This window comes from Nitratireductor sp. J20-h4, from assembly GCF_056780505.1.
Window position 1 is genome coordinate 3,119,212 of sequence record NZ_CM165557.1, and the last position, 14,416, is coordinate 3,133,627.

12 protein-coding genes are annotated in these 14,416 nt (G+C 65.5%); 7 read left to right on the plus strand and 5 right to left on the minus strand.

Translation table 11 applies throughout. The features are described 5' to 3' along the window. Positions 1-34 precede the first annotated feature (34 nt). From ACT2B0_RS15095 to ACT2B0_RS15110, 4 genes are read right to left on the minus strand one after another with little or no spacing between them, the layout of a single operon-like run. Complete coding sequence (locus ACT2B0_RS15095) at positions 35-1,069, minus strand: ABC transporter substrate-binding protein (RefSeq protein WP_473458824.1); 1,035 nt, start codon at positions 1,067-1,069, stop codon at positions 35-37. 38 nt (positions 1,070-1,107) lie between these two features. Beyond that, positions 1,108-1,881, minus strand: coding sequence for an ABC transporter permease (locus ACT2B0_RS15100; RefSeq protein ID WP_473458826.1), 774 nt, complete (start codon positions 1,879-1,881; stop codon positions 1,108-1,110). Beyond that, a complete protein-coding gene (locus ACT2B0_RS15105; protein WP_473458828.1) occupies positions 1,878-2,672 on the minus strand; it encodes an ABC transporter permease in 795 nt (264 codons plus the stop codon). Before ACT2B0_RS15105 ends, ACT2B0_RS15100 begins: the two co-directional genes overlap by 4 nt. Beyond that, on the minus strand, positions 2,669-3,487 hold the full coding sequence (locus ACT2B0_RS15110) for an ABC transporter ATP-binding protein (protein WP_473458830.1): 819 nt from the start codon (positions 3,485-3,487) through the stop codon (positions 2,669-2,671). Before ACT2B0_RS15110 ends, ACT2B0_RS15105 begins: the two co-directional genes overlap by 4 nt. A 237-nt stretch (positions 3,488-3,724) precedes the next feature. On the opposite strand from ACT2B0_RS15110, the gene ACT2B0_RS15115 reads away from it, so the two are divergent. Further along, a complete protein-coding gene (locus ACT2B0_RS15115) occupies positions 3,725-4,843 on the plus strand; it encodes a substrate-binding domain-containing protein (RefSeq protein ID WP_473458832.1) in 1,119 nt (372 codons plus the stop codon). 66 nt (positions 4,844-4,909) lie between these two features. Here the strand turns inward: ACT2B0_RS15115 and ACT2B0_RS15120 are convergent, their stop codons facing one another. Then, on the minus strand, positions 4,910-5,389 hold the full coding sequence (locus ACT2B0_RS15120) for a MarR family winged helix-turn-helix transcriptional regulator (protein ID WP_348414204.1): 480 nt from the start codon (positions 5,387-5,389) through the stop codon (positions 4,910-4,912). 115 nt (positions 5,390-5,504) lie between these two features. On the opposite strand from ACT2B0_RS15120, the gene ACT2B0_RS15125 reads away from it, so the two are divergent. The 6 genes from ACT2B0_RS15125 (at position 5,505) to ACT2B0_RS15150 (ending at position 14,331) form a co-directional block, all read left to right on the plus strand. Further along, a complete protein-coding gene (locus tag ACT2B0_RS15125; RefSeq protein WP_473458834.1) occupies positions 5,505-7,577 on the plus strand; it encodes a hydantoinase/oxoprolinase family protein in 2,073 nt (690 codons plus the stop codon). Positions 7,578-7,591: 14 nt separating this feature from the next. After that, a complete protein-coding gene (locus tag ACT2B0_RS15130) occupies positions 7,592-9,352 on the plus strand; it encodes a hydantoinase B/oxoprolinase family protein (protein WP_473458836.1) in 1,761 nt (586 codons plus the stop codon). 129 nt (positions 9,353-9,481) lie between these two features. Further along, complete coding sequence (locus ACT2B0_RS15135) at positions 9,482-10,588, plus strand: sugar ABC transporter substrate-binding protein (protein ID WP_473458838.1); 1,107 nt, start codon at positions 9,482-9,484, stop codon at positions 10,586-10,588. After that, entirely contained in the window at positions 10,585-12,135 is a 1,551-nt protein-coding gene (locus tag ACT2B0_RS15140) for a sugar ABC transporter ATP-binding protein (protein WP_473458840.1), read from the plus strand. Before ACT2B0_RS15135 ends, ACT2B0_RS15140 begins: the two co-directional genes overlap by 4 nt. Beyond that, on the plus strand, positions 12,122-13,084 hold the full coding sequence (locus ACT2B0_RS15145; protein WP_473458842.1) for an ABC transporter permease: 963 nt from the start codon (positions 12,122-12,124) through the stop codon (positions 13,082-13,084). Before ACT2B0_RS15140 ends, ACT2B0_RS15145 begins: the two co-directional genes overlap by 14 nt. After that, positions 13,081-14,331: a M20 family metallo-hydrolase gene (locus ACT2B0_RS15150; RefSeq protein ID WP_473458844.1), complete on the plus strand. Its 1,251-nt coding sequence runs from the start codon at positions 13,081-13,083 to the stop codon at positions 14,329-14,331. The genes ACT2B0_RS15145 and ACT2B0_RS15150 overlap by 4 nt, the downstream gene beginning before the upstream one ends. Positions 14,332-14,416: the final 85 nt, after the last annotated feature.

The window sequence follows — 14,416 nt, forward strand, 5'->3', positions numbered from 1 at the left end:
CGCCCCGGAAAAACCGGGGCGCCTGGGAGGAGCGTCAGGGCTTCCACTGGCCCTCGACGGACACGAGCGCGCTGTCGGCGGCAGCCAGCGGCTCGGAATAGGTGAAGGTCAGCGCGTCGCGCCGGTCCTTGATCCTGTTGGTGGCTTCCAGGAAGTCAGCGATCGCCGCCATGTCCTCGACATAGGTCTCGTCGATCGAAGCGTCGAACGTGTAGTTCGACAGCAGCGCCTGGTTCATCTCCAGCGGCTGCTCCTGGAAGTCGGAGAAGATCTTCAGCACCTCGTCGCGATTGGCCGGGTCGCTGACATAGTTTTGCGTGCGCACCAGGACCTCGACGAGCGCCTTGGTCGCGTTGGGATTGTTTCTAACCCAGTCCTGCGAGGCGACCCAAACGGTGCGGTTGTTGGAAACCTGAACTTTTTCGCCGTCATTCTGCGCGAAGCCGCTCACCGTGCCGGTGTGCACGACCTCGGTGTCGAGCTCGGTCAGCGCGCGATACGGCCACGGCTCCCAGAACACGATGCCCTGGATCTCGTTGTTGGCGAGGCTGGCCATCGCCTCCGGCGGAGCCAGGTTGACCGCCTGGATCTTATTGAAGTCGAGACCGTAATGCTCGGCGACATTGCCCAGCAGCGCGCCCGAGGTCGAGCTGACCAGCAGGCCGAGCTTGACGTTGTAGAGATCCTCCGGCTTTTCGACATTGGCGTCCTTGCGCACCACGATCTTTTCCAGACCGTGGCTGACCGCGTTGCTGCCCAGGATGACGACCGGCACGCCGTTATGGGCCATGGCGATCGGCGGCAGGTTGCCGGGCGTCCAAAGCTGGATTTCGCCGGCCAGCAGCGCCTCGCCGGCAAGATTGCCCGACTGGAACTTCTTGAATTCGACATTGGTGAAGCCGGCCTCGGCGAGCCAGCCCTTTTCCTTGGCCACGACATGGACCAGGAACGGCAGGTCCACGCCGATGCTGATCGACAGCGTATCGGTTTCCACGTCCGCAGCCGAGGCGTTGCCGGCGAAGGTCGCCATGAGCGCGGCCAGCGCCGCACCCTTCAATCGTTTCATCATGACTAGTCTCCCTCTGTTGATTGTGTCTTGCGCAGTCCCTACACGCCGCTGCCGTGCCAGCGTCCGATCCATCGCTGGATCGCGCTGCCTATGACGGCGTCGGTGAGCAGATTGAGAAACCCGATCAAGAGAATGCCGACGATGATGACACTGACCGAACCGCCGGTGTTGCGCTCGTTCATGATCATGTAACCAAGCCCGCGATCGGCGGCGATCAGCTCGGCGGCGACCAGCACCCCGAAGCTCAGCCCCCAGCCGATGCGGATGCCGGTCGCAAGATCGGGCGCGGCGGCCGGCAGGACGATGCGGGCAAGCAGCGACCAGCCGTGCACGCCGAACGTGCGCGCCGCGCGCACCAGGATCGGGTCGACATTGGTGACGCCGTGATAGGTGGCGGTGACGACGGGAAAGAATGCGCCCAGAAAGATGATGAAGAATTTCGACGGCTCGCCCAGACCGAACCAGATGATCGCCAGCGGGATCCAGGCCAAAGGCGGAATCGGACGCAGCAATTCGATCAGCGGTCGGGCGATCAGGCCGAACCAGCGGTACCAGCCGGCGAGAACACCGACCGCAATGCCGGCGGCAACGCCGATCGCAAAGCCGGAAAACACCCGAAACAGGCTCCAGGCCATGTGTTCGCCGACAGTGTCGGCCGACAGCCGGCCGGAGGCCTCGATTATTGCCGTGATCGGCCCGGGAAAGACGCGCGGATCGATCGCACCCAGCTGCGACGCCGTTTCCCAGGCGCCAACCACGATCAGCGTGCCGATCAGCGGCAGGGCGATATTGGTCAGGCGATCCCGGCTCATGTGCGCGCGCCCTCCAGCGTCGAACCCCAGGGCAAAAGCATGCGCTCGAGCGCGGCCAGGCCGGTCGAGATCACGAAACCCAGCACGCCGATCACAAGCATGCCGATAATGGTGATTTCGCTGCGGTAGAAGGTGCGCGCCTCCATGATCAGCGCGCCGAGCCCCTCGATCGTGCCGATCATCTCGGCGCCGACGATGACCATGAAGCCGACACCGAGCGCCATGCGCGCGCCGGCGAACATGCGCGGCAATGCCGCCGGTAGCACGATCTCGCGATAAAGCGCGACGCCCTTGAGGCCGAATGAGCGGCCGGCCCTGATCAGCACGGGATCGACATAGACGACGGCGGCGATCACGTTGGACAGCATGACCCAGAAGCAGCCATAGGCGATCAGGATCACCTTGGTCAGCTCGCCGGCCCCGAACCAGACGATGACCAGCGGCAGCAGGCTGAGCGTGGCAATCGACCGGCAAAACACGATCAACGGTTCGAGCGCCTTGTTGAGGAGCGGAAAGGCGCCGATCACAAGCCCGACGGGAACCGCCAGCGCGATCGCCGCCAGATAACCTTGCAGGATGCGCGTGACGGTCGTCAGAACGTGCGACCAGATGGTGATGCCGGTCGGAAAGCCGGTCGTCGCGATCTCGACGAAACCTTCGGCGATCTTGCTGGCCGGCGGAAACTGGTAGGCCTTCAGATAACCGGTCTTAACGCCGAGCTCCCACAATCCGATCGCGCCGATAATGACGGCGGCCGACATCGCATATTGGAGAACGAGGCGGCCCCTCATGACGACAGGCCCTTCCAGATCTCCTCGTGCAGGGCAACGAAGCGCGGATCGGTGCGCGGGCGCGGGCGCGGCAGGTCGATCGCCAGGTCGCGCTCGATGCGGCCGGGATGCGGCGCCAGCAGGATGACGCGGTCCGACAGCACCAGCGCCTCGTTGATCGAATGCGTGACGAACACGACGGTTTTCTTGCGCGCCTCCCAGATCCGCAGCAGCTCCTGCTGCAATTCGATGCGGGTCAATTCGTCCAGGGCGCCGAACGGCTCGTCCATCAGCAGGATTTCCGGGTCCAGCGCCAGCGCGCGGGCGATCGCAACACGCTGCTGCATGCCGCCCGACATCTCGCGCGGATATTTATCGGCCGCCGCCGACAATCCAACCAGTTGCAGCAATTCGCGGGCCCGCTCCTCCTTGTCCGATTTGGAAAGCGACTTGTCGCGAAAGCCGAAAGCGACGTTCTTGCGCGCCGTCATCCACGGAAACAGCGCATGCTGCTGGAAAACGACGCCCTGGCCCTGGCCCGGTCCGCGCACCTCGCGGCCGTGGATCTCGACCGTGCCTGAGGTCGGGCGCTCCAGCCCGGCGATGATGTTGAGCAAGGTGGTCTTGCCGCAGCCGCTGCGACCGACCAGCGAAACGAATTCGTTCTCACGCACGGCCAGATCGATATTCTGCAGCACGGTCGGGCCATGCCCGGGCGCGCCGAAGGATTTGGTGACGTTCGAAATCTGGATGGCGTTCGCCGAAGACGGCCCCACCCCGGCCCGAGCCGATGCGTCCTCTCCCGTCTGCGAATGCCCTTTACGTCCGACAGTCACATCTTCCTCCCCGGACCACCCAGCCTGTCACCGGCAAATGCAATCACAGATACAATACGATTGTAAAGGCCGAGGATACAATTTTTGTATTTTTTGTATCTCAAAACATGCAAGCTATTGAAAATTAGCTATTCTTTGAGAGAATTCGATTTTTCGAATTCGCCATTCGGTGCAGCGATCGGCCGACTTGCAAGATTGTATTCGGCAATGTAACTATCAGACAAAAGGAGACGACCATTGCGGGCAGGTTCCCCGGACATGATCGCGCAATCGCTCATCGAGCTGATCGAGGCTGCCGACGATGGCGCACGCCTGCCGACCGTGCGCGAGCTGATGGCCCGGCACGGCGTCGGCCAGGCCACCGTGCAGGAGGCTTTCGCGCGATTACGCGCCATGGGGCTGATCAGTTCGCAGGTCGGCCGCGGATCGTTCGTCGTCAAGCCGCATGCCCGCGCCGCGTCCCGCACCGCCGTCACGGCCGCGCCCGCCCGACGGGGCGGGCTTGGCAGCCTTCTGATCCTCGCCAATTCAAGCATGAACGAGCGTTGCTCGCTGGTACAAAACCGGATCGTCGAGGTCGTCAGCGCCGACGGCGGCAAGGTCGTGCAGATGTCCTACCACGACACCGACCACCTGCTCGACATCCTGAAATCGATCCCGACCTTCGACGCGGTGATCCTGCAATCGCATTACGAGGTGATTCCGGTTCGTCTGCTCGCCATGCTGCAGAGCAAGACGCGCGCGCTGGTGGTCGACGGCCACACCGTTTCGGGCGTCGACATCGACCGCATGGGCATCGACTGGGAAGAGGCGCTCGACCACGCGCTCGAGCACCTGACCGGTCTCGGTCACCGGCGCATCACGCTGGTTTCTCTCGACAGCTCGGCCCAGCCGATTCTGGGCGGGCGGCGCTATTTCGCCCGCATGAGCCGCTGGCGGGGCCAGGAGGTCGACGGCCGGCTGGTGGTCCTGGAAGGGATGAAGCATCCGACCCAGGGCGTCGCGACGGCACTCGAAAGAGCGCTTGCGCGGTTGCGCGCGGACGAGACGCAATCCATGCCGACCGCTCTGATCTTCATCGGCTTTTCCGACTGCATGGGGATTCGCGAGGTCCTGCGCGAGATGCAAATCGACGTCCCCGGCGAGCTCAGCGTCGTCATACTGGGCCATCCCGACGTCGCCACCGAGCATCTGGGCCTGTTTACCATGGTCGGGGGTACCCACGAGGACGGCGCCAAAGCCCTGATCGAGATCATGAAGGCCCGGATCGAGGATCCGGGGCAGCCGCCGCAGATCGTCTATCTCGATTGCAGGATGCATGTCAGGGACAGCACCGGGCCGGCCCGCGCCGACTGAAGGCCCGGGGCCGGCAAGCCCCACTTGTCGTCCCGCCGGCCGGCGCGGCCCGCGCGCGGAAAGACCTCAGGACCGCATTACCGCCGAACGCAGCAGGTCGGGCCCGGTCGCGATCTTGCGCGCCAGTTCGAAGAACACGGCCCGCTCCTCGCCCGACAGCGGCCCGAGCAGTTCCTCCTGGCGCTGGCGCGAAACCTCGATCAAGTCGGCAAGCACCGCCGTGCCGGCCTCCGTGGCAAACAGGCGCTTCTCGCGGCCGTCGGAATCGGACGGGTTCTGCACGATGAAGCCCCGCGCCTCGAGCAGCGAGACCGCGCGGCTGATCGTGTTTTGCGGGCGCGGGAAGAGGTGGCGGATCTCCTTGGCGCGAATGCCGGGAAATTTGTCGATCGCGTAAAGCGCCGACCAGGCCTGCACCGGCATCCGGAACCTGCGTTCGATATAGCGGGTTGTGACGGCGTTGTTGCCCAGCACGATGTAGCTGATCACCATCAGCTCGCGCAGATCTCCGGCAAAAATGGTCTCAAGCAGTTTGTCCGCGCTCACGTCCGGTCAGCCTCCGTTGCCGTGGATCGGTCCTAACTCTTAAACCCATTTGGATTCAACTTGCCATTTCAATCCAAATGGATCAATGTTGCCTCCTGGTCTCGTGGAGGTAGGAATGATTGCACTGGGCGTCGACGTCGGCGGAACGTTTACCGATCTGATCCTGGCGGATCTGGCGAAGGGTGACGTCACCATCCACAAGACGCCCTCGACGCCGAGCGATCCGGCCGAAGGGGTGATCAACGGCGTCAGGGGTATTTGCGAACTCACCGGCACCGAACCGGGCCGCATCGACGCGATCTTCCACGGCACCACGGTCGGCACCAACGCCATGCTCGTCCACGACGGCGCGGTGACCGGCATGATCACCAATGAGGGTTTTCGCGACATCCTCCATATCGGTCGCCACCAGCGTCCCCAGCATTATTCGATCATGCAGGACCTGCCCTGGCAAAGCCGCCCCCTGATCCGCCGTCGTTTTCGCAAGACGGTTGCCGGACGGCTGGACGCCAAGGGCAACGAACTCGTTCCGCTCGACGAGGAGGCCGTCGCAAAGGCCGCGCGTGAGCTGGGCGAGGCCGGCGTCGAGGCCATCCTGGTCGGCTTCCTGTTTTCCTACGTCAACCCGGTGCACGAACAGCGTGCCGCCGAGATCGTGCGCGCCACGCTGCCCGACGTGTTCGTGACCACTTCGGCCGAGGTCTCGCCGCAGTTTCGCGAGTTTGAGCGCTTCACCACCGCGGCGATGTCCGCCTTCATCGGACCGAAAGTGCGGCGCTACGTCAGCAGGCTCTCCGACGAACTGCGCGAGATCGGCGTCCACGGCGAATTGCGGGTCATGACCTCGAGCGGCGGGCTGGCGACGCCCGAAATGATCGCCGAACGCCCGGCGACCACGCTGCTGTCCGGCCTGGTCGCCGGCGTGCGCGGCGGCGCCTGGGTCGGCTCGCATGCTGGCACCGACCGGCTGGTAACGCTCGATATCGGCGGCACCAGCGCCGATATCGGCATCATCCGCGACGGGCGGCTGGCCGAAGCGGACGCGCGCAGCGCCAAGATCGCCGATTTCCCGGTGATGCTACCGATGATCGACATCCACACGGTCGGCGCCGGCGGCGGCTCGATCGCCCATATCGACCGCGGCAAGGCATTCCGCGTCGGACCGCAGAGCGCGGGCGCCGATCCAGGCCCTGCCGCCTACGGACGCGGCGGCACCGTTCCCACCGTCACCGACGCCAACCTGGTGCTCGGCCGGCTGGTCGCCGACAATTTCCTTGGCGGACGCATGGGGCTCGACGCGAAAGCCGCGGCGCGCGTCATCGGCGAGCTCGCCGAAAAACTCGGCCGCACGCCCGAGGAGACGGCGGAAGGCGCCCTCACCGTGCTGAACAGCAACATGGCCAACGCCATTCGTTCGCGCACCGTGCAAAAGGGCATCGACCCGCGCGACTTTACCCTGTGCGGCTTCGGCGGCGCCGGACCGCTGCACGCGGCCGAGGTGGCGACCATGCTCGACATGAAAAACGTGCTGATCCCGCCGCATCCGGGCATCACCTCCGCGGTCGGCCTGCTGACCGCCGATCTCGAATACCACGCGCTCAGAACCGCGTTCGCGGTCAAGGGCGCGCTCGACATCGCCCGGCTGCAGGCGCTCTTCGACGACATGGAGCGCGAACTCGACGCGATCTTCGCACGCGACCGGGTGCCGTCCGACAAGATCAAGATGCTGCGCCAGGCCGATCTGCGTTATGTCGGCCAGGGATACGAGTTGAAGATCGACGTGCCGGACGGTCCTCTTAGCGACGCCGCGCTCGACCAGGTCTGGCAGGCGTTCCACGACCGCCACCGCGAGGAATACGGCCACGCCTTCGAGGCGAGCCCGATCGAGATCGTCACGGTGAAGCTGCGCGGCCTGGGCATGGTGGACAAGCTCGCCGAACCGCCGGCCTACGCCGTGTCGTCGGAGCCGAAGCAGGTCGGCGCCGGACGCTGCGTGTTCCGCGTCGACGACGTGCTGGAAACCCACGACACGCCGCATATCGAGCGGAACTCGCTGCCGGTTGAGCGCAAGTTCACCGGCCCGGCGATCCTGCTTCAGACCGATACCACGACCGTGGTGCCGCCCGGCTGGACCTACTGGGCGGACCGACACGGCAATGTGCGCATGACGCACGACAACCAGACTTGAAGGGGGATAAGAAGATGCAAACACGCGTTGACCCCTTCCTCGCAGCGGTCATCCACGGGGCGCTGGAAAACATCGCCATCGAGATGGGCCACAAGCTCATGCGCATGAGCTATTCGAGCATCATCCGCGAAAGCGAGGATTTCGGCGCCGCGCTGACCGACGCGACCGGCCGCCAGCTTTGCGAATGCACGATGAGCACGCCGCTCCAGTCCGGCCCGATCCCCGGCTACATCGCCGGCATTCTGCGCGAACTGGAAAACCGCGGCGACCGGGTGAAACCCGGCGACGTGTTCATGCACAACGACCCCTATGGCGGCGCCTCGCACGGCCCCGACGTCGGTTTCGCCGTTCCGATCTTCCACAACCAGGAGCTCGCCGGCTTTTCGGTGACGACGGCGCACCATCTCGACATCGGCGCGCTGACGCCAGGAAGCTGCGGCATCGTCGACGCGGTCGACACCTACGCCGAAGGGCTCCAGTTCAAGGCGGTGCGCGTCTACGAGGACGGCCGCAAGGTGGAACCGGTCTGGCAGATCCTGCGCAGCAACATCCGCATCGCCGATCTCGTCGTCGGCGATATGGAGGCCCAGGTCGCCGCCGCCCGCATCGGCGCGGAGCGCTACTCCGCGCTTCTCGACCAGTACGGCCTCGACACGGTCACCGGCGCCTACGAGGACCTGCTCGACTATTCCGAAAATCTGATGCGCGACGCCATCGCGCACATTCCCGACGGACGCTACAACGCCCGCACCTTCATCGACGGTTATGTCGACAGCCCCGATCCCGCGCTGAAGGACCTGCCGATCGAGGTGACGCTGACGATCTCCGGTTCCGACATCCATGTCGACCTGACCGGAACCGCACCGCAGACCCCGAACAAGCCGATCAACATGCCACTTGTCGGCACGGTCGACTGTGCCGTGTGGCTGACGCTGCGCTCCATCCTGCTCGACAGCGACGTCTACGGGGCGATCCCGCAAAACAGCGGCCTGACCCGGCCGATCACGATCCACGCGCCGCAAGGCTGCCTCGCCAACCCGACCTTCCCGGCTCCCGTCATCGCACGCTTCTGCCCCGGCAACGCCGTGGCCGACACCGTGATGAAGGCGATCGCGCCGGCGGTTCCAAAACAGGTCAGCGCCGGGATCGGCAATCTGCGGGTGATGGCGTTCAGCGGTGTCACCAACAACGCACCCTGGGTCCATATGGAGATTATGGAAGGCGCCTATGGCGGCCGGTACGGCAAGGACGGCATGGACGCCGTCGACACGCTCTACGCCAACACGCGCAACAATCCGATCGAGGACATCGAATCGCATCTGCCCCTGCGGGTGCTGAACTACGAACTGCGCGAGAACGTTGCCGGCCCGGGCGCCTCGCGTGGCGGCATCGGCTCGATCCGGTCGTTCGAACTGCTCGAGGACGGCGCGGTCTCGATCGAGGGCGACGGCCAGCGCTTCGATCCCTGGGGGTTTCTGGGCGGCGCCGACGGATCGCCGGCCAAGGTCGAATTGGTGCAGTCGCGCGGCGCCACTGTCGAACTGCCGTCGAAGCTACCCTACCGGCAGCTTTCGAAGGGCGATCGCATCACCGCCTACGGCCCGTGCGGCGGCGGCTACGGCGACCCGCTGGAACGTGCACCGCAGGCCGTTCTCGACGACGTGCTCGACGGCCTGATCGATGCCGCCTCGGCGCGCGCCGACTACGGCGTGGTCGTGAACGGACAGGGCGTGGACGAGGCGGCGACGCGGGAGTTGCGCGCCGGCCGGACCTAGGACGCGGTCCGCAACCGGGCGTCGCGGTTGCCAGATCCGTCACGCCCGCCTGAGGAGAAGACCCGCGAGGTGATTCGTACGAGCCGCCTCGGGGCAAGGGGAAACCAAACGTTACAAAGGGAGAATGGCATGACACGCCTGAAAACACTGACCGGCCTCGCATCCGCCTTCGTCCTCGCCAGCCTGCTGCCCGCCGCGGCACAGGACGGCGTCGACCAGGCGCGCGCCAATATCGAAGCCTATTCAGGCATTCCCGATTTCGAGGCACCGGGCGAAGCGTTCGACGCCAAATCCTGCATGGCCGGCAAGAAGATCTTCACGATACCGGCCTCCAGCTCGATCCCGTTCATCAAGACGATCAGCGATCACAAGGGCAAGCTCGCCGCCGAACTCGGCTTCGAGCACATGGAGTGGGAGAACCAGGGCAATCCCACCCAGTGGATCCAGGGCATCGAGCACGCCACCAATAACGGCTACGACCTGGTAAGCCTGCTCGCCGGCGCCGATCCGCGTTTCTTCGAGCCCCAGGTCGCCCAGGCCCAGGCCGCGGGCGTCAAAATCGTCACCTCGCACCTGACCGGGCTTGAGCAGGACGCGCCGGCCGGCGTCGACGCCGCGGTGGCGATCGACTACCGCAAGGCCGGCGAATTGATGGCCGACTGGACGATCGCCCGGACCGGCGGCAAGACCAATGCGCTGGTTCTGGTGTCCAACGAGGCGCTGTCGACGGATTCGATCGTCAGCGGCCTCAAGGAAGCCTTCGACACGCGCTGCCCGGAATGCACATACGAGATCGTCAACGTGCCGATCACCGACTGGGCGACGAAGATCCAGCCGACCGTCGCCGGCGCGCTGCAGGCCGATGCCGACCTCAACTACGTGATCCCGATCTATGACAGCATGTCGAGTTTCGTAACACCGGCGATCGCGATCGCCGGCCGCAACGACCGGGTCAAGGTCGCGACCTTCAACGGTACGCCTTTCGTGCTCGACCTGATCCGCGCCGGCGACGTGGAGATGGATATCGGCGAGAACCTCGACTGGATCGCGCACGCCATGCTCGACGCCGAGATGCGGCTGTTGTGCGGCAAGGAAACCATCCGCGACTCCAAGGTTCCGCTGCGCGTCTTCGACGCGGACAATATCGGCGAGGTCGGCGAGCCGGCCGATGCGGCCAAGGGGTACGGCGACGCCTATGTGACGGGCTACCGGAAGCTGTGGCAGCTCGCTGAGTGAACGAGCGGCATCCTCCCAGGCTGGCGATCAGGGGACTGTCGAAATCGTTTGGCGGCGTCCACGCGCTTTCGGGCGCCGACCTCGCCGTCATGCCGGGCGAAATCCACGGGCTTCTCGGCAAGAACGGCTCTGGCAAGTCCACGCTGATCAAGATCCTGTCCGGCTTTCACAAGCCGGACGGGGGCACGCTTGAGATCGACGGAAAACTGGTGCCGCTGCCGATACCGCCCGGCCGCAGCGAACGCATCGGATTGTCCTTCGTCCACCAGAATCTGGGCCTGCTGCCCGAGGCCACGGTGCTCGAAAACCTGATCGCCGGCGATCATGAGCGGGTCGCGTCCTGGTTCATCAACTGGCAGGCGGAAGCCGCGCGGGCGCGCCGGCTGTTTGCGGAGCACCACCTCGATCTCGATCCCTGGGCCGCGGTCGAGGAACTGACGCCGGTCAAGCGCGCCCAGCTCGCCATCATCCGCGCGGCCGACCGCGTCGGCTCGCACAACGAGCAGGCCACGCCGGGACTTCTGGTTCTGGACGAACCGACGCCTTTCCTGCCGATCGAGGACGTTCGCGAACTCTTCGCCATGATGCGCCGGCTCAAGCAGTCCGGGGTCAGCATCATCTTCGTCTCGCACGACATCGACGAGGTGATGGAGATTACCGACCGCGCGACCGTGCTGCGCGACGGCCAGGTGATCGGCAGTTTCGAAACCGGCCGCACCGACCGCTCCGAAATCGTCGCCGCGATCGTCGGCCGCTCAATGAGCCAGGCCAGACTCGTCGGCGACGCGCCTTCCGGAACTGACGCGGCAACGGTGGTCAAGGGGCTGCGCGGCCGGTTCGTCGACGATCTCGACCTAAGGGTCGCGCCCGGCGAAATCCTCGGCCTGACCGGACTGATCGGCTCGGGTTACGACGAGGTCCCCTATCTGCTTTCGGGCGCGTCGGCGGCGGTGGCGGGCAGGCTCTCAATGGGCGGTCGAAGCCACGAACTGCGCCGCCTCAAGCCGGCCGACGCGATTGCGGCCGGGATCGTTTTCATTCCCGCCGACCGCCAGAAAGCGGGCCTGGCGCTCGACCTCACGCTCGCCGAAAACGCGATGCTGCCGGCCATGGTGCAAGGTGGCGGTCGCCTGCGGATCGACCATCGCGGCAACAGGACGACAACGGCGGAGCTGATGCGCCGCTTTGTCGTCAAGGCGCAGTCGCCACAGCAGGCGGCCTCGGAACTGTCGGGCGGCAACCAGCAGAAATTGCTGCTTGCCAAATGGCTGCGGCTCGACCCGAAGCTGATCCTGCTCGACGAGCCCACGCAGGGCATCGACGTCGGCGCGCGCCGGGAAATCTACGACCGGCTGCTGGAGGCGTGCGCCCGAGGCGCCGCCATCATCTGCGCCACGTCGGAGTTCGAACAGCTCGAGATGATCGCGCACCGCGTGCTTGTGTTCGAGCGCGGGCGCGTCAAGGCGGAGCTGCGCGGTGACGCAGTCAAGAAATCATCCATCGAGGCGGCCTGTTACGGGGAGAGCAGAGTTCATGCGTCAGTCTAGCGTCGGCTATCAAGTCGAGCGGTTCGGGCTCGTTCTGGTGTGGCTGGCCGTGATCGCGATCTTCGGCGCCATGCGCCCCGAGACCTTTTTGAGCTGGTCCAACTTCTCCAGCATCTTCGGCTCAGAAGCCGTGCTGGTGATCGTTACCCTCGGCCTGATCATTCCCCTCACCGCCGGCGATTTCGATCTGTCCATCGCCCAGACCCTGACTTTCGTGTCGATGCTGACCGCGATCTTGAGCGCGCGCCTGGGCGTGCCGCTCGCCTACATCATCCCGATCGCGCTGGCAGCCGGCGCTCTGGTCGGCGTGATCAATGGAACGATCGTGCTGTTTTTTCGCGTCCATTCGCTGATCGTCACGCTCGGGGTGGGAACGTTTCTGCACGGCATCACGCTGTGGATGAGCGACAGCCAGACGATCAGCGGCGTCTCGCGCGTGCTCATGCAATACGTGATCATCCACCGGATCTTCGGCATCCCGATCAGCTTCTATTACGCGGTCGCACTGGCCGCGATCATCTGGTACGTGCTTTCCTACACCGCCTACGGGCAGCAATTGCTGTTCACCGGGCGCGGCCGCGAGGTCGGCCGCCTCACCGGCGTGGCGGTCGGGCGCGTGCGCATGATGGCCTTCGCGGCATCGGGCATAATGGGCGCGATCGCCGGCATTCTCTATACCGGCACCACCGGCTCGGCCAATCCGAACTCGGGAACGACCTTGCTGCTGCCCGCCTTCGCCGCGGCCTTTCTCGGCGCGACCTGCATCAAGCCGGGCCGCTTCAACGCGTGGGGATCGGTGATCGCGGTCTATTTCCTGGTGACGGGCATCAACGGGCTTTCGGTGCTCGGCTTCCGCACCTATGTGCACGATCTCTTCTACGGCGGCGCCCTGGTGCTGGCGGTGATGATTTCCCAACTCGTCAGCGGGCGCAGGGAGAGGACACTTTGACAAAAACGGCCAACGATCCGCTTCCCCCGTTGCAGGTCAACGCCGATCGGCTGTGGGCGCGCCACATGGACATCGCCCGGATCGGCGCGATCGCCGGCAACGGGTCCTGCCGCCTGGCCATGACGGCGGAAGACGCCGAGGCGCGCGCGCTTTTGGCGTCGTGGTGCAGCGACGCCGGTCTCGACCTGCATGTCGACCGCGCCGGCAACATGTTCGCGATCCGCCCGGGCAGCGACCCGGCGCGCAGCATCGTTGCTTCGGGAAGCCATCTCGACACCCAGCCGCACGGCGGGCGCTTCGACGGCATATCGGGCGTGCTGGCAGCCCTCGAAGCGGTGGAGACACTCAACGACGCGGGTCTTGAGACCACAGCTCCGCTGGCCGTGGTCAACTGGACCAACGAGGAAGGCGTGCGCTACGCGCCCGGCCTGCTCGGTTCGGCCTGGTATGCCGGCACGCTGACGGACGCCGCGCTCTCCGACATCCGCGCCGCAGACGGCATGCTGTTCGACGACGAGGCGCGCCTGCGCGGCTGGCTCGGAGATTCTTCACAGAAGATCCCGCTCGCGGCATTCCTTGAACTGCATATCGAGCAGGGACCGGTCCTGGAGCGGGAGGAAAAGCAGGTCGGCGTCGTCACCTCCGTCCAGGGCCTGACCTGGCTCGACGTCAGGGTTTCGGGCACCGACGCCCATGCCGGAACCACCCCGCTGGACCACCGGCAGGACGCGCTGCTGGCGGCCGCCCGGATGCTGGCGGCGCTCAACGAGGCCGGCCTGGAATGCGGCCCGGCGGCCCGCGTCAGCGTCGGCCGGCTGAAAACCGCCACTGACGGGCCGAGCACCATCGTCGGCGAAGCCGCCTTCGTGATCGACATCCGCCACCCCGACGCCGAGAAGCTGGCCGGGCTGACCGCCAGATGCACCGCGATCTGCGAAACCCTCGCCGAGCAATCCGGATGCACGGCCACTGTTGCGCAGCGTATCTCCGTTTCGCCGACCCAGTTCGACGCACGCTGCATTCGCGCGCTCGAGGCCGGCGCCGAGCGACGCGGCTACGCCTATCGCAAGATTGCCAGCGGCGCGCTGCACGACGCCGCCAATGTCGCCAAGGTGGTGCCGACAGCGATGGTGTTCGTGCCGTGCCGGGACGGCATCAGCCACAATGTCAACGAATACGCATCGCCCGAAGACCTGGCGGCCGGAACCAACGTGCTGCTCGACGCCCTGCTCGACCTGGCGCGGTGATAGAACCGGTTTTCGCAACAACCGCCCTTGTGTGCCATGCCGGCCGGCAAGGACGCACGAGTGAAGCAGCCTCGCGGCCGACGCC